Source organism: Ectobacillus antri (genome assembly GCF_003852715.1).
GTDB classification, from domain to species: domain Bacteria; phylum Bacillota; class Bacilli; order Bacillales; family Bacillaceae_G; genus Ectobacillus; species Ectobacillus antri.
In genome coordinates, this window is record NZ_RIAV01000009.1 from 36,987 (window position 1) to 58,294 (window position 21,308).

The following is a 21,308-nucleotide window of genomic DNA, read 5'->3' on the forward strand; positions in this document are numbered from 1 at the left end:
AACATCTACGGTTATTATAACCGAAACGGAGGGAAATGTACATGAAATTGTACGAACTTACCAATCAATATCGTCAACTGGTTGACATGGTTGACGAACTGGACCAACAAACATTGGCAGATACGCTAGAAAGCATCAGCGATCTGATTGAAGATAAAGCGGAAAATATCGCGTTTGTCATCCGCACACTAGAAGCAGAAGCGAAGGTAATTAAAGAAGAAGAGGAACGTCTACAGGCGCTTCGAAAAGCACGTGAAGCGCGCGTAAGCAACTTGAAGGATTATCTCTTACACCAGTTAGAAACGGCAGGTATCAGCAAAATCAAACGTCCTAAGGTGATGATAAGCATCACCAACAATCCGGCCAGTGTGAGGGTGTTGGATGAAACGATGATACCGGATATCTACAAAATCCCACAAGCGCCAAAGCTTGATAAGAAAGCGGTGCTGGCAGAGCTGAAGAACGGTGGGTTTGTCATCGGAGCGGAATTACAACAAGGAAAGGGCGTGCGTATTAAATGACAAACGAAAAACAACTAGTCCGCAAACTGTCTGAAGTCATGAACGAGGTAAAGTACATCCAGAAGAAAGGCTACAACAGCTTTCATAAATATCGCTATGCAACAGAAAGCGATGTAGCTGAAAAAATACGGGAAGAGTTAGCGAAACGAAACATCATCATGATTCCAAGTGTGTTGTCACAAGAAGCTCGTGAACATACAAATCAACGTGGTAATCGCGAGTATATTGTAACAGTTATGATGCAGTTCACTTTTTACGATGGAGATACAGGTGAAGATATTACCTTCCAGATGGGCGGTCAAGGTCAGGATGCTGGTGATAAAGGGATATACAAAGCTATGACAGGCGCACAAAAATATGCGTTGATGAAAGCCTTCATGATTCCGACAGGTGATGACCCAGAAGCTGACGAGGGCGTAGACGAAAGAAATCAGAGCGAATCACAAAAACAGCAATCATCCAATAAACCAACTACTGCGCAAACAAAGACGATATTCGCTAAGATTACCACGCTCGGCAAGGTAACAGGGAAAACAGTAGAAGGCATTAAGTCATCACTATGCAAGAACATCGGTGTTGCTTCTATAGATGATATGAACAAGTCGCAAGCAAGCAAAGCAATTGAGTTATTGAGCGAGTGGGAAAAGCTTGCTGCAGATAAAACCGCATAGGGTTCGGTCATCCGAGCCCTGCGGGGTGGACACAAAATGCGTAATAAAGGAGAGGTTAAATTGAGTAAAGAAAATCAACTAATTATAAGCGATAGAAATCAATTTAAAACCGTAATGTTGTTTCATGTTATTGAAATGGAAAATGAATATGAATACGAACAACAAGTAGGCTGTAACGAAGATATGGAGGAATTCATGAAGTTGTATTTCGATAAAAACTGGAAAGAGTTCTTCATGGATACCTATGTTGACCACCGAAAGGTGTGTGATGTTGGATTCAATGGTTTGTTGATTGTAGCTAAGAATGAAATGGGTGTAGTTAGATACCAAATGGACAGAAGCGAACGACTTGCTGTCACATTTAATCATGAAGTGCTAGGTGATGAAAATGCAACTAAGATAAAAAAGATAAGAGAAATAATCGGTTAATACGTCATAGTCCGAAGAAACAATGAATGATCGGTAACAAAGGAGGTTCACAACATGAACAGTAAAGTGTTCGAAATTAACGCGCTTCATTTTCACGGAAACATCATTGATGATGGGTGGTTCCTTAACATACGAAAAGGGAAAAAGCCTTACATGCTGGCAATCATGATTTTAGGAGAAATCGTGTACTGGTATCGACCAACTGTATCCAGAGATGAGGAAACAGACCAAACGGTTTTTAAACAGAAATTTAAAGCAGATAAGTTACAACGCAGCTATAAACAGTTTGCTCAAAAGTACGATGTATCTCGTGATGTAGTGAAAGCAGCTTGTGACCATCTGGTGGAAATGAAGTTAATCACTACAGAGTTTCGAACAATCGTTGTGAACGGCAGTGCATTAAACAACGTCATGTTTGTGGAACCAGTACCAGAGGAAATAAAGAAGATCAGTATTTCATATATGGCGCTACAAGATACCCGCCCTAGGTATCAAAAATCGGAGGAGACTCCCCTTGAAAATACCACCACCCTCCCCTTAGAAATCGGAGGAGACTCCCCTGAAAAATCGGAGGAGACTCCCCTTGAAAATCGGAGGACGTATACAGAGATTACTACAGAGAGTTCTACAAAGAATTCTACAGATATAAAGAGTAAAAAAAATAGCCCGGACATCCGTCCGAGCACACCAGCACCAACTGGTCAATCATCTACTTCTAGTATAGACAAGCCTAAAGAAAAAAATACCATTCCGTTTGCGGAAATTGTGAATTATCTCAACGAACAAGCGATTACCGATTACAAAGCCACATCAAAAGAAATACAGCGATTGATTCGAGCTCGTTGGAAAGATGGATATCGTGTAGAGGACTTTAAAAAGGTAATCGATACAAAAGTAGCAGAATGGCTGAATGATCCGAAGATGAACATGTATTTACGACCAAGTACATTGTTCGGCAACAAGTTTACCGATTATCACGGACAACGTCCTGTAAGGAAAGGGGTAGTCAAATATGCAACACCTCAACAACAGCATTCAAGATATGCAGGCGACAACGATGTCAAGCTACCTTTCTGATACGTGCGATAACCATAGCAAGCCGGTACAAATGATGATGTTAAACGGACAGAAGGTATGTCCAAGATGCTTCTGCCAGTCACTAGATACAGCACTGCAGCAAGAAAAGCAACGTGACTACGAGCAGTATAAAGCAAGTGAGAAACGCATGGTGTTCTACCGAGAAAGCATGATAGCGGACCAAACGATTCGAGATGCTTCATTTGATACCTATGTATGTGAATGCGCTGAAACGGCGGAGAACTTTCAAAAAGCAAGACAGGCTGCGGCTGATTACCGAAAAGGAGAGGTGTTCACCCTCTTCTTGGCCGGTAAGCCGGGCACAGGAAAAAGCCATCTTGCTTACAGTATCGCGAAAGAAGTAAATGAGGACGGCGACAAGCGCACACTGTTCATTACAATTGACCAACTCTTACAGCGCATTAAAAGCACGTTCAGTAAGGATGCAAAAGAAACGGAGCACAGTATCATACAAAGTCTGATTGAAGCGGACTTCTTGGTACTGGATGATTTAGGCGCAGAGCTTGGTGATCTCAACGGAGACAACAAGGCGACCAACTTCATTAACAGGGTATTGTTCTCCGTGCTGGAAGGACGACAAGGCAAACCGCTCATCATCACGACAAACCTAACAGGCGATAAAATCAGGCAAGCGTACGATGACCGCAGTGTATCGCGTATGTTTAGAGGATTCCGGCATATCAAGTTTAAGACGGCGAAAGACAAACGAATGATAGAAATTCCATTCTAGGAGGGATAGAGATGTGTACATGTGATGGCAAAGGGGTTGTGTATGAAGCAGCAGGATTAGGGATGTATACGATTCAGCCTTGTTCCTGCCAACCAACAGGCAGAGAAAAATACGACGAAACGATGCGTATCTTCCGCGAGAGATTTAACGCCGCTCTCGCCGCTTTAGAAGTACAACAATACGACGAGGTACGCAAGTATGGGTAGACCAGTCGGAGCCGCAGATACCGGGCGTACGTGGCGAAAAGGGCGGTCAGAACGATACATCGCACTAGAGAATTTCGATTTGCTGTTTGATTGGACAGAAGTACGTGATTTTGTGGAGATGTGGGAAGCGGGCATTAGCTTCCCTGACATCGCCAAGAAAATGAAACGGCATCAAATTGAGTTGGCAGCACTATTGCTCGATTTGGGAGATGCAGAAAAAATACAGCCGCGCGCAGGCGGTCTAGGAGGATTTATATGATCAATGCAGTCACATTAGTTGGAAGGTTAACTAAGGACCCGGAATTACGTTATACGCAAAATGGAGTAGCAACTGCAAACTTTACACTGGCAGTCAACCGCACATTCTCGAATCAGCAAGGAGAGCGCGAAGCGGATTTCATCAACTGCGTGGTATGGCGCAAGCCGGCAGAGAACACAGCGAACTACTGCCGCAAAGGTCAGTTGGTTGGGGTGACAGGTCGCATCCAAACGCGGAATTACGAGGGGCAAGATGGCAAGAAGGTATATGTGACAGAGGTCGTGGCAGATAGTGTGCAGTTCCTAGAGGGTAAGAAGGACGGCGGGCAAGACCAAACGAGTAAACAGGACAGAGTGAAAGATCCATTTGTGATGACTGGCGGTGTAATAGAAATTTCAGACGAAGACTTACCGTTCTGACGGAGTAGACACATACTGTGACATGAGAGAGGAGAATAAAGATGTTAAAAGTTAAACTGGTTAATTTTGATGATTTAACGGAAGAGGAAAGAGAAATTCAACCTAATAACGGTTGGGGTAAAGAATACGCAAACTACATTAAAATCACAGATGGTACTGAAACTTTAATGATTTTATCTGATTCAGCAGAACCCGAAGATGCTACTTTCAATAGAGATTTCAAAAACGTAATAAAAGCAATAGAAATGGCTTACTTGAAAGGCTTAAAGGACGGTAAGAAATTAAATAAGTAGTTAACAGTCCGAGGAGATATCGCTACATACACATACTGTGAAATAAAAATAAACTTTAGGAGGTGTATATGATGAATGAATTGACGGAATTAGAGTGTTTGTTATCGTTTCCTGATTTAACACTGTTAAATTCTTTTAAAAATGGTTCGCAAGGAGAGAATGACTTTTACAAATTTATGAGGTTAGTAAGAAATCTAAAACAAAATTCAGATGAACAAGAAACATATATCAAATTATTACAACAAGACATCAAATTATTACAACAAGACGTAATCGAAATGAGAGATAGTACAGATTGGGATAGAGGGTGAAATTAAACGTGCATTGTATGGATTGATTTTTCTAAACCTTACTACAAGTAAACTTATTGCGAAGGAGGTAGGTTATGAAAAAGCGTTTAAGAAAGAAATTAAAATTATGTTGTATTTGTAAAAAGAAAGTTGATATTACAGGTTTTTACGGAAAAAATGGCGACTATTATTGGTGTATAGATTGCATGAATGACGACTACTAATAATGTCGCAGTCCGAAGAGATAGCGACACAAGGGGGAGGAGCAACAACATGATTATTGTTTACACGAAAACACAATGTCCAGAGTGCAGTAAGGTCAAATTTGGTCTAAGTGCTGCAGGCGTAGCATACGAAACACGCAACATTGAAGAAAGTGACCAGTACAAACAAGAACATGCGCAGTACGGTTACAGTGCGGTGCCGGTGACAGTGTTTCCAAGCGGTAAGGTGTTAGTCGGGTTTGACCACGGGGACTTTTCTATGGAGTTGGGATTATGACACAACAAGCGGATTTAATCGAGGTCACGCAAGAGCTTCGAGAGGCGACCAAACGATTAGATAAAGCATCACGTACTATATTCCAGTTAGCGAAAGCAAAAGCGGAGATGGAACGGACATATCGGGAAGAGTTAGCGAAGGTGATGATGGAGCTGCGTGCGGAAGGTGTGCAAGCAGCTCTCATCCCCGACATTGCAAGAGGGAAGTGTTCGTATCTCAAATATGAGAGAGATTTAGCGGCAGATACACATAAAAGTGCATTGTCAGCGTTAGAAGCGATTAAGACAAGTTGCTCGGCATTGCAAACGATTTGTCGTTATCACGAGGTTATGTAGATGGTCATTGTTGGGTGCATGTTAGCAGCAGGATTATGGTGGACAGGCGCTATGCTCACACTGGCGTTGTTCCAAGGGGCAAGAGAGTGCGAATGCGGAGAATGGAGGGATAGAGATGGCGAACAAAAAGAAACAGCGCAAACGGCTCAAGAGAGCGATGAAACAACGTGAGAAGGAAGGATGGAAACGAGACTGGCGTAGGTATTGGGTAGCGGTGGGGTTGCTCGAGCATGAATGAGGTTGTGAAGCGGGCATATAGAGCCGGGCAGGAAGCGCAAATGAAAGCGGACGGTAAGCGTTTAGGAGAGAAGCTGCGGACGTTGAACGAGATAAAGGGCATTGGACCTGAATTACATAAACGGATCGTGGCGCACTTTGCGAAGGAGGAGAAACGATGAAATTACAGCAGTTTTTTGAAGCGCAAGAGCGATTAGATAACAAGGTGGTTGAAGTACACAACTTGAAAGGGCAAAGCCTTACAGCGAACGTGACAATGGCTTTATTCGTAGAGTTAGGGGAATTGGCAAATGAAATCGAGTTCTTCAAACACTGGAAGAAGAACAAACGTAACAATAAGGACAAGCAGTGGGATGAATGGGCGGACTGCTGGCATTTCCTTATCAGCTTAGGCAATAAGTACGGACACAGCGACAAGTTAGAAGAAATAAATACAAACTTGATTTATGGTGTACACGAAGCATTTGACACATTATATAAAACGGATTTTTCTAGGTTGCATGAGTATATGCGCGCGTTGAGGTTGTTAGTGACAATCGGAAAATCTATTGGCATGACAGAAGAGGACATGAGCCAAACATACTTCACGAAGAACCAAACCAACTACGAGCGATTGGCGAGTGGATATTAATGGCAGTCGGCAGAGGGGAACTATTTGAGCGACGTATTGAACTAGCATGCCGGCAGTACGAAGAACAAGGAATCGCGATGATCCACCGCACAGAAGGAAAATGGCGCGGAACCAGTCGAGGGAAAGCGTATCTATCTGCCAGCGAGAAAGGGATGCCGGATTTTCTCGGCTCCCACGCCGGACAGGCGGTAGCGATTGAAGCAAAGAGTACAGCGCGTAAATCATGGGAGCTGCGTAACTGGAAGCCGGAGCAAGTCGAGCGCATGCGGAAACATCGTGAACAAGGCGCACAGGCTTGGATATTACTAGAATGGCAGTTTGCTAACGAGGTGTACCGCATACCGTTTGTAACCGCGTATGAATGGTGGAAAGAATCGGTGTTAGGCGGTCGTAAGAGTGTACCGTACAGCGAGATGAGTAAGGGTGTGCAGGTGAAAGAAGGGCGCGGGGTGACGTTGGATTTCTTAATTTAAACAAGAAATAAGGAGGGGATAGCGTGACAACCTTAACACGACAAGAAAAACGTGCGCTACGGCTAAAAATCACGCGCATGATGGATGAAACGTGTGGTGCGTGTGACAAAAAGCCAGCAGGGATAAGTGGGGAAGTGAAAATAGCGTGGTGCATACGCCAGTGTCCGTTCGCGAAAGAATTACAACAATTAGCTGCACCACTCAATACAAGCGAACGTATGAAGCCACGAAAGCCGAAAGTGCAATTGAAATACGAAAAACATGTCAATGAGATTGTGTTTATGCTGTATGAAGGATTATCGATACCAAAAATAGCGGAAAAATACAATGTGAACCGCTCGACACTGCAAATGGGTGTGAATAAACTTGTAAAACGTGGATTGATGCCAAGTCCAGAACAGATTCAAAGAGAGCGTATGGAGAATTGGATTCAAAAGTACGCATTGCCATTGTTACGAGCAGGAAAGACAGTTGGGGAAACTGCACTTCATTTACAGATAAAACAAACGACACTCAACATGCGTTTACATAAATACGGATATCGTAAGGGGGATGGATCATGGCGGCAGGTGCAGGAACAGGAAGTTACACAGGGAGCAGTAGACGAAAAGGGCAACCACGATTCGGGCGGAAAGAAGACACGTACGATTACAGTCAAGTAACCACATACACACTAAGTGAGGAGGAATTGGAGATGGTGAGACAAGGTGGTAAGTTCAAATCGCAAGAAGAGTGGGATGGGATTTGTAAGGAAGCGGCTGAACTGTTAGAGAGAGGAAAGAAACTTTCATTTGCCGCAAATAAGCTAGGCGTGAACGAAAAGACACTGCATTACAACCTAAAACAGCGTAATTTGACGACAAGAGCACAAGGGAATACCAAAGGTGCGGAGGTGCCACAAACAGCCACAGAAGCGAAACTGGAAGCTGTGAGAGAAGAGCTGAAAAAAGCAGTCGAATCGAAAGAAGGGAACGTGAAGAGTGAGTTACAACTCATGCTCGATAACATGCGCAAAGAGCGCGATCAATGGCTGGAGAACTACGATACCTTACAAAAAGACAACACACGGCTAGAGGTAGAAGTACGGGACCTACGTGAGACTGTGAGTATCAAAGAGAAAGAGCTTGCGAGATTGCAAGGGGAACTGAACAGGGCGCAGGCTGAATTGGTAGAGGCGCGCATGGTCAACGCACATACGGTGGTGGACGATAGACAAACGGAGCGTATCACAATGCTAAAACGACTCATTGAGACGCAGCATGATGTGATTGAGGCGTTGTTGTAGACACATACTGTGAAATAAAAACTAAAGCGGAGGGACGTTAATTATGGATTTTGGTAAAGCAATTGAAGCATTAAAAGAAGGTAAGCAAGTGACACGCAAAGGCTGGAACGGTAAAGAAATGTTTCTTTATATGATTAAAGGTACAGATTTTCAGAACGCCTTTAAGTATGGATATGGCGAATATTATGGAGAACCAGTTTTCACAGATTCCATCGTTATGAAAACAGCACAAAACACATTGGTTGTTGGTTGGTTAGCTTCTCAAACTGATTTACTGGCAGATGACTGGGTGGTTTTAAATTAAGAAAACCAATTCTTTGATTCATAGTCCGAAGAAGAAACGAAGGGAGAGGAAGCTGTGAACGACTTACTCCAGCAATACAAATTCACGTTGAAACGTATCAAAGAAGCGCAAGTTACAGCTTCAGACGAGGATAGAAAGCTATTAGGTGGTATGGCAAGCGATGTACAATATGCGATTGACTGGATATCGCTTGGAGGTAGACCAGGGAACAGGCGAGGGGTAGAGAGACGTTCGGTATATCAGAACACACGGTATATCGACCCAAGCGTATTTGAGAAGGTGTTTGCGGCAACAGAGCCAGAACCGGAGCGTGAACTCGATACATGGTCGCAACTGATGATAGAGGATGCAATGAGCACGTTAACGGAAAGAGAGAGGGAATTGTTCGTAATGCGTAAGGTGAACATGATGAGTTATGGTGAGATTGCCAAGCTGTGTCGCATACATAGACAGTCAGCAAAAGATGCGGTGGAGCGGGCGGAAAAGAAAATACGAAAGCAAGTACAAGAAAGCCTATTCTGCAATGCGGGATAGGTTATTTTTTTACCTTACAGTTGCCACCTATATATGACGGTATAAATTTGATACTGTGCGGAAACACAGTATTCCTTCGTTCATTTGGTAAATGAGCGTCCTTTTGTTGCTTTCAGTCTATAACGCGCATATATCTTATCCCCTGTATATGCGTTGTAGGCTGATGGGAGCAAGTGAGCTCGCTCGCACGGGTAGCTGTGGGTTCTCCTCGGCGGGGACGTTAAACATTTGCCGCACTGTGCAACAAACGCTACCCAATTGATAAAAGCAATTAGCGTGTGAGGTGGTGGAAGTGACACTTAATGAGAGACAAAAGGCGTTTGCGGATTATTACATCCAGTTAGGGAGCGCAGAAGCCGCGGCAAGGAAAGCAGGATACAGTGAACGATATGCTAGAGGGAATGCGCATAAGTTAGTTGCAAATAGTGGCATTAAGGCATATATCGAGGAACGTAACAAGCAGATAGAGAGCCGTAGGATAGCTGATATGACCGAGGTAAAGGAGTTCTGGACATATGTCCTGCGGGATAACAATGCGGAGTCTAAGGACCGTTTAAAGGCTTCTGAATACATTGCGAAAACGAATGCCGCGTTTGTTGAGAAAGTACAGCATAGCGGCGAGATGACACAAAACGTCAACGCAACAGTGGAAGTAGATTATAAGAAGTATACGTTAGAGGAGTTGAAACAGCTTGAAGCACTTGCTGCCAAACTTACTCAATCTGAATGAGATCCAGAAGGAATTGGCACGGCGAGATTATGAATCCTATGTGTCGTATGTGCATGAAAAGCGATACAAGAGTGCACCGCATAACCGCTTTATATGCAGTAAGCTACAAGATGCGATAGAGCGCCGTAAACGCATGATAACAGGTGAGGAACCAATGAAGGTACAATATCTTGCCTTTAACCTACCGCCGCGTCATGGTAAAAGTATGACGATTACAGAGACGTTTCCGAGTTACTTCCTTGGTCACTTTCCAGATGACCGTGTGATTGAGTTATCGTACGGTACTAATTTCGCAGAACGATTCGGTAAGAAGAACCGTGAGAAAGTGGAGTTGTACGCAAATGAATTATTCGGCGTGGAGCTCAATAAGCGCAGCTCTAGTTCAACAGACTGGGATATTGAAGGCACACGCGGTGGCATGATTAGCCGCGGTATTTTGGCTGGTGTCACAGGGCAAGGTGCGGATTTAATGATTATTGATGACCCGATTAAGAACCGTGAAGAAGCGGATAGTGAGACGTATCGTGAAAAGATATGGCTAGAATGGATTGATTCTCTATCTACACGCTTACATCCAGGTGCGATTTGCATTCTTATCTTAACAAGGTGGCATGAGGATGATCTGCAAGGGCGGTTACTGAATCCAGAATACGCGGAGCCGTTACCGTGGCAAGTGTATAATCTGCCATTAGAAGCAGAACAAAACGACTTACTAGGTAGAGCGCAAGGTGAACCGCTTTGGCCAGAGAGATACGGTATTGACTTTATTGAAGAACGCAAACGTTATCCGCAGTCATTCAACGCATTGTACCAAGGGCGACCAACGTCACAGGAAGGGAACTTGCTGAAGCGTGACTGGTGGCAGTACTATGATACGTTACCAGAGCTTGCAATTGAGCTTATCAGCGTGGATGCCGCGTTTAAGGATGAAGATGATAACGACTATGTGGCGGTGCAAGTATGGGGGAAATCAGGCGCGAACGTCTATTTGAAAGATAGCGTGAAAGCGCGTATGAACTTTCCAACTACCCTACAAACGATACGTAACATGGTACGCAAGCATCCGAATGCGCATGTCAAACTGGTAGAAGATAAAGCAAATGGTTCTGCTATCATCAGTATGTTACAACGTGAGATAGGCGGTATGATACCGGTTAACCCACAAGGCGGCAAGGTCGCACGTGTGAATGCGATATCTGCTTATATTGAAGCAGGAAACGTGTATCTACCACGACAAGCAGAATGGGTACACGACTTTGTGGAAGAATGCGCCAGCTTCCCAAAAGGAAAAAACGACGATCAGGTTGATTGCATGAGTCAAGCGTTGAATCGTTTGTATTACAATGCAGGCGACTTAGAAGCACAACGTAAACCACAACTAGCCTATCCATTCCGTAGCACAGAACGCGAGGAGGATTATATATCATGGTAATAACACTCGCTTTATTGATTCCTGTTACAGCCCTTGTAACGGGCTATTTTACGTTGAAAGCCGTACAGCTAGGGTTACGGTGGCAGATTGAAGTACGGAGCGAACAGCCGCCGAGTATGGAGACACCTGTTACACAAGTACAGCGTGTGGTGCAGGAGCGGCAAGAGTTTAAAGATACACAAGAGCAAATCGCAGTCATGAATGAGTGGCTCAATGGAGAAGTGAGGTGAGTACATGAAGCAGGAGAGTATGCTACAGGCTGCGCAGGTGGTAGAGAAGCAGTATAAGGATGTTCTTGAGTATAAACGCAGCATGGGCTTTCTAACGAAGTGGGCGGAACATGAGAGATTCTATGCAGGTGACCAATGGCCGGCACCGACGGAACGCACGAAGAACCTACCACGTCCGGTGTTTAATATCGTACAGCGGATTGTGGACCACAAGGTAGCATCTGTTATGAGCGAGAACATCAAGATGGTGTTCAGCGCAATGGATGTAGAGGATGGATCGCCAGAAGCAGAGGGCGCAGATAAGTTCACGCGCTACTCGGAAACGAACTGGGAGCTTATCAAACAAGACCAACTCAATGAAGATATGCTGCAGTCGTGCGGAATAGGTGGCACAGGTCTTATCCATTACTACTTTGACCCGAACAAAACAGGTGGGAATAAGGTGAAGTACCAAGGACACTTGTGCGGTGAAATCATTGACGTTGTCAATTACTTTCCCGGTGATCCGCAACAGCCTGATATCCAAAAGCAACCGTACTTTATCATCACATCGCGTGAACTTGTGAGCAACGTACGCAAGCAAGCAGAGGAAAATGGAGTAAGCCGCGAACTTGCGCTTATGATTACATCTGATAAGGAAAGTGCAGACCAAGCGTACGATATGGCAAAGCAAGAAATGACGAGTGACGAAAAGGTTATCGTACTCACGAAGTATTGGAAAGAGAACGGCAACGTCTATTTCATGAAAGTATCGAGCGGTATCGTATGTAAACCACAGACGAATACAGGATTAAAGGTGTATCCACTTGCTGGTATGCACTGGCGGAAACGGAAAGGTTCTGCATTTGGTGTAGGTGAAATAGAAGGATTGATACCGAACCAAAAGAGCATTAACTTCTTGATCGCGATGCAAATCAAATCGGTGCAAGATAGTGGATGGCCGAAGCTACTGGTACGACCAGGTGCATTGAAGCGGAATCCAACGAACACACCGGGTGAAATTCTATTCGACAACTCACCGTCGGGTGAGTGGGGCATTAAACACTTAGAACCTGCGCCAATGTCAAATATGGTCAATAACCTTGTGAGTGAGCTTATGACGTATACGAAGGAAACAGTAGGTGCAAATGAGAACGCACTCGGTGAACAGGTAGGAAGTGACCTTAACGCCGCCGCAATCATGGCACTACAGAAGGCTTCCAGTGTACCAATTGAAAGCATTAAGCGTCGCTTCTATCAGTTTGTAGAGGATGTTGGGCGTATATGGGAAGACATGTGGAAGGTGTATTACAACATGGAGAGGAACGTCGTCGTGAAAGACGATGAACAGCAGGATGTGGTTATCCCATTCAAAGGCGATACGTACAAAGATGTAGATATGGTGCTTAAAATTGATATCGGTCCGTCATCGTCGTATTCGGAGTCTCTTATGATGGCTTCACTCGACAAGTTATTTGATGGGCAATACATCAGCCTAGAAGATTATTTGGAATTTGCGCCTAAAAACGTGATTCCGTTTAAAGATAGATTGCTGAAAAAGGTACAACAGCAGATGGAAATGCAACGTGAGCAGGCGATACAGCAAGCCACACAACAAGTGATGGCGGAGGAACAGATGCAACAGGCGCCAGAGGAAACAGACTTAAACATGGATGTACAGATGCTGTATGAACAGGCACCAGACGAACTGAAGATGCAAATTGACCAAATGGTACAACAAGGGATGAGTAACAGACAGATTATCGAGACACTTGCCACTATGATGTAAGTGTTTTTTATTTTGACCTCAGCATGTCGTTAAACTGCATGTGCCAACCATAGCACAAGGAGGAATAAAAATGAGTGAATTCTTGACAGAAGGAAGCCACCAAACTTCCGCAGATCCAATCGAAACACCTGTAACAGAACCGCAAGCACAGCCAGATACACAACCGGAAGCCCCGCCACAGGCTTTTACGGTGAAATACAACAAAGAAGAAATGCAGATTCCTTACGATCAAGCACCAGATTACATTCAAAAAGGCTTGAATTATGAGAAGGTGCAACAACGTGCGACTACGTACGAGCAACAATTGCAACGTTTGGCACAGATGAGCGGCTACCAAACCCTCGATGAGTTGAATCATGCAATCGAGCAGTACGAGAAAGCGCAGGAGAGACAACGCTATGAGCAGGCTGGGATTGACCCAGACACATTTAATCAGTTGCTGTCACAACATCCTGATATACAGTACGCACAGCAATTACGCCAAGAGCAGGAACAACAAGCGCGTATCTCACAAGAGGTAAGCGAACTGCGCAGTATGTTTCCGGACGTGGAGTTTGACCAAATCCCACAAGCTGCATGGCAATTGAAGGAGCAAAGCGGTATTAGCTTGCTTGATGCTTACTTACGCACGAACTATCAAACGTTAGCGCAGCAAAAAGAGCAAGAAGCAATACAAAAATTACAAAACAACCAAACCGCTTCACCAGGCACACTTAGCGGCGGCGACACGACACACAATGTGAGTGTAAGTCAATTGAGTGCGAAAGACTTCAAACAACTCAAAGAGAGTGTGCTACGAGGTGAGAGACGGACATTCTAAGGAGGAATAACACATGCCTACAAAAGTTCAATCTTACGCAGCATCTGGTGCAACTTACAACACTCTAACAGCGGAGCAAGCCGAGTTTTATCAACGTACCATGCTTGACCGTTTGGTGGATGAAACATGCTTCATGAAATACGGTAAGAAACAAAACATTCCGAAACATGCAGGCGCTACAACGAGCTGGAGACGTTTGGACTTACCAGCACCGTCTACAACACCAATCACGGAAGGTGTAACACCAGATGGATTGGACCTAACAATTAACAAGATTACAGCGACTGTACAACAATTCGGTGCATGGACGAAGATTTCTGATTTCGTAGACTTGACTGGATTAGATCCATTGCTAACAGAGACAGCGGAAATGTTCGGTGAGCATTCTGGTATCTCTATGGATATTGTAATTCGTGATATCGTGGCGGCAGGTACACAAGTGCAACGTGCAGGAAACCGCGCATCTCGTGTAACGGTAGCGGCAGGTGATAAAATTACAGCAGCTGATATCATTAAGATGCGTACAACGTTCAAAAAGAACAACGTGAAGCCAATTACTTTGCCAAACGGCGGTAAAGGCTATTTAGCGTTCACGCATCCAGAGGTAGTTGCAAACATCATGGCATTGCAAGAGTGGAAAGACCAAAACACATATGTAGATACGAAGAATCGCGAGCAAGGTATCGCAGGTCAAATGTACGGTATTTACTTCTTAGAAGCCACATTAGCGCCAGTGTTTACAGGTGCAGGAGCTGCGGCAATCGACGTATACGGTACAATCGTGATTGGTGAAGGCGCGTACGGTATTCCAGATGTAGCTGGTTCTTCTAAGCCGGAAATGTTGGTATTTGAAGGAGGTAACACAGAAAACCCACTTGCATTGTACAAAACAGCAGGTTGGAAGTCTGTGTTCACAGCTGCTCGCTTGAACGAAAAATGTATCATTCGATACGAATCTGCGATTTCTTAATCCAATGAGGGGCTTCGGCTCCTCTTTTTTACTATAAGGAGGTATTTAGATGACACGTAAATCCGAAGTGGCTATTGAAAAAGAATTTACAAGTGAATATGAGCGTCAACAAGCAGAACCGAAAGTGCGATTGTTTATTCCGAAGGATCCATTGAACCCTGCGAATGCAGTATGGGTGAGTGTGAACGGTGTAGGACGTTACTTAGCAGTAGGGAAACAAATCGAAGTGCCTGCCAGTGTAGCAGAAGCATGGCAAGAATCGTATACAGCGACACAAGAGGCATACGCAAGAATGTCATTGAATGTGGAAATTGGGTAGCACTCTAATCAAATAGGGTGCTTTTTTTATGTAAAGGGGGAGACTTATGCCAAACGTAACGGCGAGGCCTGTCGGTTTAAGTACAGGTGAAATCAAAACATCCTTTATTGATACAACGAGCACCAGTAACGTAGTGTACACGTATCCAATCCAGCAAGAATATTTCATGATTGAGAACCAAGGGAGTGCAGACATTCTTGTTACAATTGGTGGCTATACAGATCGTGTAGTCAAACCGAACGAGAAGTGGGATATAACAACGAACTTTACGGAATTTACAATTCGCTCCGCCGTAAACTCACAAGCGTTCCTTGCGACTGCTTACGATAGACCGATTACAGACGGAACCCTGCCCACAACGGTGCAAACATTATCGGATACAGTGAGCGGTCTTAGTGCGCAGTTGGCGGATGTAGAAAATTCTTTAAGTAATGTCTCTAAAAGGACAACGTTAGCAAATACTGTTGTGATATTTGGTGACTCTATTACTGCTCGATTTAACGATGGGGGGACAAATCAAAACTTTTACGGATACACTGGATACTTTTATTGGGCGAATATTTGGTTACGTCAACGCCTGAAAGTGCTTAATAATGCTGGCATCTCAGGTAACACAACTACTCAAATGTTAAATAGAATTCAAACCGATGTATTAGCATATAAGCCCTCGTGGTGCATCGTTGAAGGTGGAGTAAATGATGTAATTTCAGGAAATTCGTTTTCAATCATTAGAGACAATTTGAAAACTATTTTTGAGACACTAGTTGCTAATAATACTCAAGTCGTAGCAACTACCATTATGCCTTATGATGCCGCAACTACGGCACAAAAGAACATTCTATATCAAGTGAATAACTGGATTAAAGAATATTGTTGGGCAAATCCACACATGATTTTATGCGATTGGAGTCCTTTAGTGACAAATCCATCAAACGGCAACTGGGTTGCTGATTGTACATCTGACGGTACTCATCCAAGCACAAAAGGAGCAGCAATACTTGGAGAGAAACTCGCTAAAACATTAAGTGAATTTATTCCTATTATTGATTTACTCCCATCTAATAATGCAGACCCAACAAATTTATGCCCAAATGGTATGTTTGATGGCAATGCAGGAACAGGCGTTGCTACGTCATGGACAGTGAATGGTGGTGGAACTTACACTACATCTAAGGTAACAAGAACAGACGAAATAAAAGGCGAGTGGCAACAAATCAATCAAACAGTAGATGGAGCAACAAGACTGCAACTTTTTATAAAACAAACTGATGTGACTAAATTTGGAGCAGGAGATAAGGTTGTGGCGCAATTTGAATTTCAAAATGACAACCCCAATACACTGTCTCTAAGCCTCAAACTTAGCGAAGAGGGTGGATCAAATACTACAGTAATGGCTCCTTACACAAATGATGCGACAGGAATCTTCCCATATAACCCAACATTTGGTGTTTTGCGAACCCCAATACTCACAGTTACCAATGGAGCAGTAAGATTAAACATAAGTATTTATATCAGAGGGACAGGGACAGTCCGAATTGGTCGTGCAACTATTAGTAAAGTAAATATCTAATTCGTATTCGGACGATACTGCGACATAACAGGTATGTATGAGAGAGGGCTCAATGAGTCCTCTTTTTTATATAGAAAGGAGGGGTTGCATGAACTTACAGCAAATCATCGAACAGGTGAATACAGACCTAGACGACACGTTAGAAAATGCAGTTATCACCGGATGGGTGAACCGTGCCATGGATATTATCTCGGCTGTTACACGCTACGAGAAACGGGTCACCTTGTTGTTTGAGGATGGTGTAGGGGATTATCCGTTACCGCCTGATTGTCTGAAACTTATGCACGTGATTGGAGATAGCGGAGAACTTCCTTTACTCAAACTGACAGATCGTATGAGTGCAGGATACAAACGATGGGGTAATACAATCGGTTTCCAAAACATCAGCGGTGTATCAGTGGATGTGTATTACCAAGCAAGGTTACCGCACTTAGTTACACCAGATGACGAACCGGTTATACCGCCGCAGTTTCATGACCTGTTTATTCTATATGCAGTCGCACGTGCGAAGTACCAGGATGAGGAAGAAGGTTTGGTGCTGCAACGCGATGCAAACAACGAATTTGGGCGCAGGGTGGAAGATTTACGTAAGTATTATGCGCAGCAAGAGACGTATCACATTGATGCAGTTTACACCATGTAAGGAGGGGGATTATGCCGTATATTGAGCCGACCATGCTAGGAAATAAAATAAAAGTGGAGTTACCTGATGTAACAGAAGTTAGAACTTTAGCGGAAGATGCCAAACGTTTAAGTGAACAGAATGATAAACAAGTATCTCAAATTACACAAAAAACAGACTGGATTGATGTAAGGGAATATGGAGCAAAAGGTGATGGTATTACAGATGACACTCTTGCTTTAAAAACAGCAATTATGTATGCGGAAACGATGAAGAGACGTTTGTATATCCCTACAGGTGTGTATATCGTTAGTGATACATTAGAGTTTGGTGAAATCCATATCTTTGGAGATGGTGTTGATAAATGGGTTCCATCATTTCCAGATCAAGCAAAAGAGGAAAGTGTAGGGACGCATTTACGTTTTGTGGGGAATGGTGTAAAAAAACATACTTTACAAGGCACGAGTGATATGAGGGTATCAGGTGGATGGCGTACAAATGGGAGTTCTACAAACACAGAAAATCAATACTATAAGTTACTGAACTTTATGAATACTGACTCTTCTGGTATAACTCCTGCATCTTCAAAGTTGTTCAGCGTCGCTTTACGTGTAAAAGCAACAACACAAAACTGGTCTATCCGCAACCTCCGTATATATCCTTCGTATGATGGTTTGAATGGATATAATCAAAAACTAGGTGGATTGGGTGATGAATGGGATGTAGGTTTGTATGTTGATAATGTTGAATTTGGAACAGTTGAAAATGTACAAATTGTAGGATACTGGCGTATGGCAGCTACTCTGTTATCCCATGCAAGAACACAAGCAGGTCAATATGAAGCAGGAGCGGAACATAATAAGTTTATTCGTTCGATGTTTCAGGGTTTTCGTGGTGTATCTATTCGTGGTGGTGATTACTTTAGGACTACAGCTGTAACATCCAGCACCATTGAAATCCCTTGGACAGTTTCTAATCCGGTTCCAACTAGTTCAGACCTTTCTAATGCTATCGGGCTTAGATTTGGAACGACTGTGTTTTCATGGACAGGCGCTAGTCAAACAGGGGATAAACTTACCTTGACAGGTGTTACACCAAATCCTTTAACAAGTGGTGTGTCCGTTGGCTCGGTGTTACGAAATAATATCTATACAACAGGTTTGGCTGGAACGGTATTTCAAGATTGTTATATCTGTGGTTTAGAGCATTTTAGTGGCAAATCTGCAGATGAACTAGGGTTAGGTATTGGTGTATCTATAGCTATAGAAGCCAATAATGCTCGAGGTGTTAGGATTACAGGTAGTACAAAAATTGCAACACGTGAACAGGTGCTACTCTTCTTATTAGAAGCAGATGACTGGGAAATATCGGGTGATTTAGAGCCTGCATCATGGAAAAAAGCAGATGAGTCTAGTGGTAACACAGGTGGTCGGTTAATAGCTACTCCAACAACACCAACTGATCCGGCTGTATTATATCCTGCAGGGAACACATCACGGTTAAATGTATTCTCTGATTACATTTCCGACCATGTTGACATGGAACCTTATTACACAAGGGCAAACACTCGTTTTTCTGATAATGGATTTTTCGAGCCAAGGGACTTATATATTAAGTCAAAGGCATTTCCTGCAACAGATATAGGTTCTGTTGTACGCGGTAACAAGAAATATGGTGTGCGGATTCAGAAAGAAGATGGAAGTGATGTTATATCTATTTCTCCTTCTGGCACAATTGATATGAAAAACAATGTAAATATCGAAACTGGAACACTGAGTGCGACAAATAGTTCAAACTTGCAATTACGCACAAATACAACGAATCGCCTTACTATATTTAGCGGTAGTGGAAATGTTGTACCGGGTGCAGATAACGCACAAACATTAGGTGCAACTTCAAGTAGATGGTCGCAAACACATAGTATGCAACATATTCTTTACCCAATAACATCTGTAACTGCAGTAAATAACTCCTTATTTATTGATAGTGCAGACAACAAATTAAAATTCAAAGACAATACAGGTGTAGTTCGGATTATTACGGTAACGTAGGAGGTGACGTATGCCGAAGCAATATTATCCACTAAAAGATTTTAGTCTCGGTTTAAACGACAAAGCGGCTGCGCACTTACTAGATGACAGAGAACTGGCAGAAGCGACGAATGTCGTGCTTGGTACGGGGTGGGTATCTAAACGGAATGGGTATGAGCAATATGCCACGTTTCCTGCGCCCGTACGGAAGATTTACAACTACTTAAAGGTAAATGGTCATATGGAGTTGTTGGTTGTCTCAGATAAGCTGTATACGCAGGATGACACGATATGTACAGCGATACCAGGAACGGTCGGCAATGGTGACCGATTCTCGATGATTACTGTGAAAGATAGAAGTGTAAACGATGTGGCGCTTATCGCAGATGGTGGTATGTTGAAACGCTATAACGGTATAGATGTCGCGGTTGTTACACCACATTTACCGAATACGCAAGAACAAGAGAATCCCGGTCTGAATGAGTTAGGGAACTTAAGTGCGTTCCGTGCGCTTACAATGCACAAAGGACGTTTATACGCAGCTGCACATCCTGTCCATAAGAATCGCGTCTCATTCAGTCACATCGATCCAACACTTGGTTTTTCTGTGTATGACTATTTCCCTGCCGTAAACTTCTTTGATATCGCGACAAATGACAACGACGAGATTATTGAGCTGCGCACATTTCGCGATACGTTGGTCATCTTCTGTCGTAATACGATATGGGCCTTGTACGGTAATACAACCAGTGAGTTTCAGTTGCTAAAGATTAACGTACCGACTGGATGTGTGGCACCAAAGAGTGTAACAGCTGTAGAAAATAACCTGTTTTATCTCAGTGATACACATGTCTATGCGTTGTTCGCGACAGATTTTAATACCGTAAGTGCACAGGTCATATCGGACAAGGTAGAAAACACATTGAAAGGCATTTCTTCATCGGAAAAAGCGAAAGCAACCGGTGTATTTCACGAAAACAAATACTATCTTTCGTTTCCATCCGGTTTGACACTGGTATATGATGTGCTGTTGCAAGCATGGACCAAATACACGAATATCCAAGCCAACACGTTCCTTGTGAGAGAGGGGCGTTTATTTTTTGGGTCGGAAAACAAAAATGTCTATCGTTTTGGGGATGTGTACCACGATGAGGGGCAACCGATTCCGTTTCTGTTGAAGACCAAACGTTTGGATTTTGGCAGCATGATGAACGATAAGAAACTGCGGCGTATGTGGATACAATCCAAGCAATATGAAGAATCTGCAAGCGGTTATACGATAGATGCGGTATTTGAAGATGAGACAAAGCGGTTAGTGAGCAACATCATCAATGATGAATTGTTTCCCAAATGGGATGAAGATCCTTGGGATACTGCTGTATGGGATGCAGTCCCGCATTCCAATCCAAACAGTGCGAAATGGGATGAGGCGGTATGGGATAGTAGCCGCTGGGACTTCTTAGAGATTCAACAAGAAGAGGTCCGTATCCGTGAAAAATCACGAACGCTACAACTCGTTATCAGTAATGATGTCCGGTATCAACCTGTCACGATTTATGGTATCGAGTTTGAATATAAACCAAGAAAACCATAGGAGGGGA

32 protein-coding genes are annotated in these 21,308 nt (G+C 43.5%); all 32 read left to right on the forward strand.

Going from position 1 to position 21,308, the window contains the following annotated elements; translation table 11 throughout:
* Positions 1 to 41 precede the first annotated feature (41 nt).
* The 32 genes from EEJ45_RS10335 to EEJ45_RS10475 all read left to right on the forward strand — a co-directional run bounded on the left by EEJ45_RS10335 (position 42) and on the right by EEJ45_RS10475 (position 21,301).
* A complete protein-coding gene (locus EEJ45_RS10335) occupies positions 42 to 521 on the forward strand; it encodes a siphovirus Gp157 family protein (protein ID WP_124564734.1) in 480 nt (159 codons plus the stop codon).
* A complete protein-coding gene (locus EEJ45_RS10340) occupies positions 518 to 1,192 on the forward strand; it encodes an ERF family protein (protein ID WP_124564735.1) in 675 nt (224 codons plus the stop codon). Before EEJ45_RS10335 ends, EEJ45_RS10340 begins: the two co-directional genes overlap by 4 nt.
* Positions 1,193 to 1,228: 36 nt before the next feature.
* Entirely contained in the window at positions 1,229 to 1,621 is a 393-nt protein-coding gene (locus EEJ45_RS10345) for a hypothetical protein (RefSeq protein ID WP_124564736.1), read from the forward strand.
* 54 nt (positions 1,622 to 1,675) lie between these two features.
* Positions 1,676 to 2,698 (forward strand): conserved phage C-terminal domain-containing protein, encoded by a 1,023-nt coding sequence (locus tag EEJ45_RS10350; RefSeq protein ID WP_245999875.1) that lies wholly within the window; start codon positions 1,676 to 1,678, stop codon positions 2,696 to 2,698.
* On the forward strand, positions 2,634 to 3,449 hold the full coding sequence (locus EEJ45_RS10355; protein ID WP_342769355.1) for an ATP-binding protein: 816 nt from the start codon (positions 2,634 to 2,636) through the stop codon (positions 3,447 to 3,449). The genes EEJ45_RS10350 and EEJ45_RS10355 overlap by 65 nt, the downstream gene beginning before the upstream one ends.
* An 11-nt stretch (positions 3,450 to 3,460) precedes the next feature.
* The gene (locus tag EEJ45_RS10360) at positions 3,461 to 3,655 is read left to right on the forward strand and encodes a hypothetical protein (protein ID WP_124564737.1); all 195 of its coding nucleotides are present in this window, start codon (positions 3,461 to 3,463) and stop codon (positions 3,653 to 3,655) included.
* Entirely contained in the window at positions 3,648 to 3,914 is a 267-nt protein-coding gene (locus EEJ45_RS10365; protein ID WP_245999876.1) for a helix-turn-helix domain-containing protein, read from the forward strand. The genes EEJ45_RS10360 and EEJ45_RS10365 overlap by 8 nt, the downstream gene beginning before the upstream one ends.
* Complete coding sequence (gene ssb, locus EEJ45_RS10370) at positions 3,911 to 4,333, forward strand: single-stranded DNA-binding protein (protein ID WP_124564738.1); 423 nt, start codon at positions 3,911 to 3,913, stop codon at positions 4,331 to 4,333. The genes EEJ45_RS10365 and ssb overlap by 4 nt, the downstream gene beginning before the upstream one ends.
* A 41-nt stretch (positions 4,334 to 4,374) precedes the next feature.
* The gene (locus EEJ45_RS10375) at positions 4,375 to 4,626 is read left to right on the forward strand and encodes a hypothetical protein (protein WP_124564739.1); all 252 of its coding nucleotides are present in this window, start codon (positions 4,375 to 4,377) and stop codon (positions 4,624 to 4,626) included.
* A 68-nt stretch (positions 4,627 to 4,694) separates the two neighbouring features.
* Positions 4,695 to 4,937, forward strand: a complete 243-nt coding sequence (locus EEJ45_RS10380; protein ID WP_124564740.1) for a hypothetical protein — start codon at positions 4,695 to 4,697, stop codon at positions 4,935 to 4,937.
* A gap of 74 nt (positions 4,938 to 5,011) precedes the next feature.
* Positions 5,012 to 5,140: a hypothetical protein gene (locus EEJ45_RS18865; RefSeq protein WP_281274447.1), complete on the forward strand. Its 129-nt coding sequence runs from the start codon at positions 5,012 to 5,014 to the stop codon at positions 5,138 to 5,140.
* 49 nt (positions 5,141 to 5,189) lie between these two features.
* Positions 5,190 to 5,417 carry a glutaredoxin family protein gene (locus EEJ45_RS10385; protein ID WP_124564741.1) on the forward strand — a complete coding sequence of 76 codons (228 nt, stop codon included), beginning with the start codon at positions 5,190 to 5,192 and terminating at the stop codon, positions 5,415 to 5,417.
* Positions 5,414 to 5,752, forward strand: a complete 339-nt coding sequence (locus tag EEJ45_RS10390) for a hypothetical protein (protein ID WP_124564742.1) — start codon at positions 5,414 to 5,416, stop codon at positions 5,750 to 5,752. Before EEJ45_RS10385 ends, EEJ45_RS10390 begins: the two co-directional genes overlap by 4 nt.
* Positions 5,753 to 5,923 carry a hypothetical protein gene (locus tag EEJ45_RS18415; protein ID WP_164464253.1) on the forward strand — a complete coding sequence of 57 codons (171 nt, stop codon included), beginning with the start codon at positions 5,753 to 5,755 and terminating at the stop codon, positions 5,921 to 5,923.
* Positions 5,924 to 5,982: 59 nt separating this feature from the next.
* Positions 5,983 to 6,150 carry a hypothetical protein gene (locus EEJ45_RS18420; RefSeq protein WP_164464254.1) on the forward strand — a complete coding sequence of 56 codons (168 nt, stop codon included), beginning with the start codon at positions 5,983 to 5,985 and terminating at the stop codon, positions 6,148 to 6,150.
* A complete protein-coding gene (locus EEJ45_RS10395) occupies positions 6,147 to 6,620 on the forward strand; it encodes a dUTP diphosphatase (protein ID WP_124564743.1) in 474 nt (157 codons plus the stop codon). The genes EEJ45_RS18420 and EEJ45_RS10395 overlap by 4 nt, the downstream gene beginning before the upstream one ends.
* Positions 6,620 to 7,093, forward strand: coding sequence for a Holliday junction resolvase RecU (locus EEJ45_RS10400; protein WP_124564744.1), 474 nt, complete (start codon positions 6,620 to 6,622; stop codon positions 7,091 to 7,093). Before EEJ45_RS10395 ends, EEJ45_RS10400 begins: the two co-directional genes overlap by 1 nt.
* Before the next feature lie 23 nt (positions 7,094 to 7,116).
* On the forward strand, positions 7,117 to 7,755 hold the full coding sequence (locus EEJ45_RS10405) for a helix-turn-helix domain-containing protein (protein ID WP_124564745.1): 639 nt from the start codon (positions 7,117 to 7,119) through the stop codon (positions 7,753 to 7,755).
* A complete protein-coding gene (locus EEJ45_RS10410) occupies positions 7,653 to 8,378 on the forward strand; it encodes a hypothetical protein (protein ID WP_124564746.1) in 726 nt (241 codons plus the stop codon). The genes EEJ45_RS10405 and EEJ45_RS10410 overlap by 103 nt, the downstream gene beginning before the upstream one ends.
* 43 nt (positions 8,379 to 8,421) lie before the next feature.
* Positions 8,422 to 8,682 carry a DUF2829 domain-containing protein gene (locus tag EEJ45_RS10415; RefSeq protein ID WP_124564747.1) on the forward strand — a complete coding sequence of 87 codons (261 nt, stop codon included), beginning with the start codon at positions 8,422 to 8,424 and terminating at the stop codon, positions 8,680 to 8,682.
* Between the two features lie 54 nt (positions 8,683 to 8,736).
* Positions 8,737 to 9,216 carry a sigma-70 family RNA polymerase sigma factor gene (locus EEJ45_RS10420; protein ID WP_124564748.1) on the forward strand — a complete coding sequence of 160 codons (480 nt, stop codon included), beginning with the start codon at positions 8,737 to 8,739 and terminating at the stop codon, positions 9,214 to 9,216.
* Between the two features lie 292 nt (positions 9,217 to 9,508).
* A complete protein-coding gene (locus EEJ45_RS10425; protein ID WP_124564749.1) occupies positions 9,509 to 9,946 on the forward strand; it encodes a terminase small subunit in 438 nt (145 codons plus the stop codon).
* Positions 9,909 to 11,378 (forward strand): phage terminase large subunit, encoded by a 1,470-nt coding sequence (terL, locus tag EEJ45_RS10430; RefSeq protein ID WP_245999877.1) that lies wholly within the window; start codon positions 9,909 to 9,911, stop codon positions 11,376 to 11,378. The genes EEJ45_RS10425 and terL overlap by 38 nt, the downstream gene beginning before the upstream one ends.
* A complete protein-coding gene (locus EEJ45_RS10435) occupies positions 11,372 to 11,608 on the forward strand; it encodes a hypothetical protein (protein ID WP_124564750.1) in 237 nt (78 codons plus the stop codon). The genes terL and EEJ45_RS10435 overlap by 7 nt, the downstream gene beginning before the upstream one ends.
* A 4-nt stretch (positions 11,609 to 11,612) precedes the next feature.
* Positions 11,613 to 13,376: a portal protein gene (locus EEJ45_RS10440; protein WP_124564751.1), complete on the forward strand. Its 1,764-nt coding sequence runs from the start codon at positions 11,613 to 11,615 to the stop codon at positions 13,374 to 13,376.
* Positions 13,377 to 13,446: 70 nt separating this feature from the next.
* The gene (locus EEJ45_RS10445; RefSeq protein ID WP_124564752.1) at positions 13,447 to 14,196 is read left to right on the forward strand and encodes a hypothetical protein; all 750 of its coding nucleotides are present in this window, start codon (positions 13,447 to 13,449) and stop codon (positions 14,194 to 14,196) included.
* 13 nt (positions 14,197 to 14,209) lie between these two features.
* Entirely contained in the window at positions 14,210 to 15,166 is a 957-nt protein-coding gene (locus EEJ45_RS10450) for a N4-gp56 family major capsid protein (RefSeq protein WP_124564753.1), read from the forward strand.
* Between the two features lie 49 nt (positions 15,167 to 15,215).
* Positions 15,216 to 15,485 (forward strand): hypothetical protein, encoded by a 270-nt coding sequence (locus tag EEJ45_RS10455; protein WP_124564754.1) that lies wholly within the window; start codon positions 15,216 to 15,218, stop codon positions 15,483 to 15,485.
* 46 nt (positions 15,486 to 15,531) lie between these two features.
* Positions 15,532 to 17,055: an SGNH/GDSL hydrolase family protein gene (locus EEJ45_RS10460; protein WP_124564755.1), complete on the forward strand. Its 1,524-nt coding sequence runs from the start codon at positions 15,532 to 15,534 to the stop codon at positions 17,053 to 17,055.
* A gap of 88 nt (positions 17,056 to 17,143) precedes the next feature.
* The gene (locus EEJ45_RS10465) at positions 17,144 to 17,698 is read left to right on the forward strand and encodes a phage adaptor protein (protein ID WP_124564756.1); all 555 of its coding nucleotides are present in this window, start codon (positions 17,144 to 17,146) and stop codon (positions 17,696 to 17,698) included.
* Positions 17,699 to 17,709: 11 nt separating this feature from the next.
* Positions 17,710 to 19,728, forward strand: coding sequence for a glycosyl hydrolase family 28-related protein (locus tag EEJ45_RS10470; RefSeq protein WP_124564757.1), 2,019 nt, complete (start codon positions 17,710 to 17,712; stop codon positions 19,726 to 19,728).
* 10 nt (positions 19,729 to 19,738) lie between these two features.
* Positions 19,739 to 21,301, forward strand: a complete 1,563-nt coding sequence (locus EEJ45_RS10475) for a hypothetical protein (RefSeq protein WP_124564758.1) — start codon at positions 19,739 to 19,741, stop codon at positions 21,299 to 21,301.
* Positions 21,302 to 21,308 lie beyond the last annotated feature (7 nt).

What these genes read in the sequence shown, in the direction of transcription:
- EEJ45_RS10475 (WP_124564758.1), top strand. Translation starts at nt 19,739, where the DNA reads ATGCCGAAGCAATATTATCCACTAAAAGATTTTAGTCTCGGTTTAAAC.
- EEJ45_RS10410 (WP_124564746.1), top strand. Translation starts at nt 7,653, where the DNA reads ATGGCGGCAGGTGCAGGAACAGGAAGTTACACAGGGAGCAGTAGACGA.
- EEJ45_RS10335 (WP_124564734.1), top strand. Translation starts at nt 42, where the DNA reads ATGAAATTGTACGAACTTACCAATCAATATCGTCAACTGGTTGACATG.
- EEJ45_RS10450 (WP_124564753.1), top strand. Translation starts at nt 14,210, where the DNA reads ATGCCTACAAAAGTTCAATCTTACGCAGCATCTGGTGCAACTTACAAC.
- EEJ45_RS10340 (WP_124564735.1), top strand. Translation starts at nt 518, where the DNA reads ATGACAAACGAAAAACAACTAGTCCGCAAACTGTCTGAAGTCATGAAC.
- EEJ45_RS10415 (WP_124564747.1), top strand. Translation starts at nt 8,422, where the DNA reads ATGGATTTTGGTAAAGCAATTGAAGCATTAAAAGAAGGTAAGCAAGTG.
- EEJ45_RS10380 (WP_124564740.1), top strand. Translation starts at nt 4,695, where the DNA reads ATGATGAATGAATTGACGGAATTAGAGTGTTTGTTATCGTTTCCTGAT.
- EEJ45_RS10470 (WP_124564757.1), top strand. Translation starts at nt 17,710, where the DNA reads ATGCCGTATATTGAGCCGACCATGCTAGGAAATAAAATAAAAGTGGAG.
- EEJ45_RS10400 (WP_124564744.1), top strand. Translation starts at nt 6,620, where the DNA reads ATGGCAGTCGGCAGAGGGGAACTATTTGAGCGACGTATTGAACTAGCA.
- EEJ45_RS10390 (WP_124564742.1), top strand. Translation starts at nt 5,414, where the DNA reads ATGACACAACAAGCGGATTTAATCGAGGTCACGCAAGAGCTTCGAGAG.
- EEJ45_RS18415 (WP_164464253.1), top strand. Translation starts at nt 5,753, where the DNA reads ATGGTCATTGTTGGGTGCATGTTAGCAGCAGGATTATGGTGGACAGGC.
- EEJ45_RS10385 (WP_124564741.1), top strand. Translation starts at nt 5,190, where the DNA reads ATGATTATTGTTTACACGAAAACACAATGTCCAGAGTGCAGTAAGGTC.
- EEJ45_RS10375 (WP_124564739.1), top strand. Translation starts at nt 4,375, where the DNA reads ATGTTAAAAGTTAAACTGGTTAATTTTGATGATTTAACGGAAGAGGAA.
- EEJ45_RS18420 (WP_164464254.1), top strand. Translation starts at nt 5,983, where the DNA reads ATGAATGAGGTTGTGAAGCGGGCATATAGAGCCGGGCAGGAAGCGCAA.
- EEJ45_RS10455 (WP_124564754.1), top strand. Translation starts at nt 15,216, where the DNA reads ATGACACGTAAATCCGAAGTGGCTATTGAAAAAGAATTTACAAGTGAA.
- EEJ45_RS10360 (WP_124564737.1), top strand. Translation starts at nt 3,461, where the DNA reads ATGTGTACATGTGATGGCAAAGGGGTTGTGTATGAAGCAGCAGGATTA.
- EEJ45_RS10350 (WP_245999875.1), top strand. Translation starts at nt 1,676, where the DNA reads ATGAACAGTAAAGTGTTCGAAATTAACGCGCTTCATTTTCACGGAAAC.
- EEJ45_RS10395 (WP_124564743.1), top strand. Translation starts at nt 6,147, where the DNA reads ATGAAATTACAGCAGTTTTTTGAAGCGCAAGAGCGATTAGATAACAAG.
- EEJ45_RS10445 (WP_124564752.1), top strand. Translation starts at nt 13,447, where the DNA reads ATGAGTGAATTCTTGACAGAAGGAAGCCACCAAACTTCCGCAGATCCA.
- EEJ45_RS10465 (WP_124564756.1), top strand. Translation starts at nt 17,144, where the DNA reads ATGAACTTACAGCAAATCATCGAACAGGTGAATACAGACCTAGACGAC.
- EEJ45_RS10460 (WP_124564755.1), top strand. Translation starts at nt 15,532, where the DNA reads ATGCCAAACGTAACGGCGAGGCCTGTCGGTTTAAGTACAGGTGAAATC.
- EEJ45_RS18865 (WP_281274447.1), top strand. Translation starts at nt 5,012, where the DNA reads ATGAAAAAGCGTTTAAGAAAGAAATTAAAATTATGTTGTATTTGTAAA.
- EEJ45_RS10435 (WP_124564750.1), top strand. Translation starts at nt 11,372, where the DNA reads ATGGTAATAACACTCGCTTTATTGATTCCTGTTACAGCCCTTGTAACG.
- EEJ45_RS10355 (WP_342769355.1), top strand. Translation starts at nt 2,634, where the DNA reads ATGCAACACCTCAACAACAGCATTCAAGATATGCAGGCGACAACGATG.
- EEJ45_RS10365 (WP_245999876.1), top strand. Translation starts at nt 3,648, where the DNA reads ATGGGTAGACCAGTCGGAGCCGCAGATACCGGGCGTACGTGGCGAAAA.
- ssb (WP_124564738.1), top strand. Translation starts at nt 3,911, where the DNA reads ATGATCAATGCAGTCACATTAGTTGGAAGGTTAACTAAGGACCCGGAA.
- EEJ45_RS10440 (WP_124564751.1), top strand. Translation starts at nt 11,613, where the DNA reads ATGAAGCAGGAGAGTATGCTACAGGCTGCGCAGGTGGTAGAGAAGCAG.
- EEJ45_RS10345 (WP_124564736.1), top strand. Translation starts at nt 1,229, where the DNA reads ATGCGTAATAAAGGAGAGGTTAAATTGAGTAAAGAAAATCAACTAATT.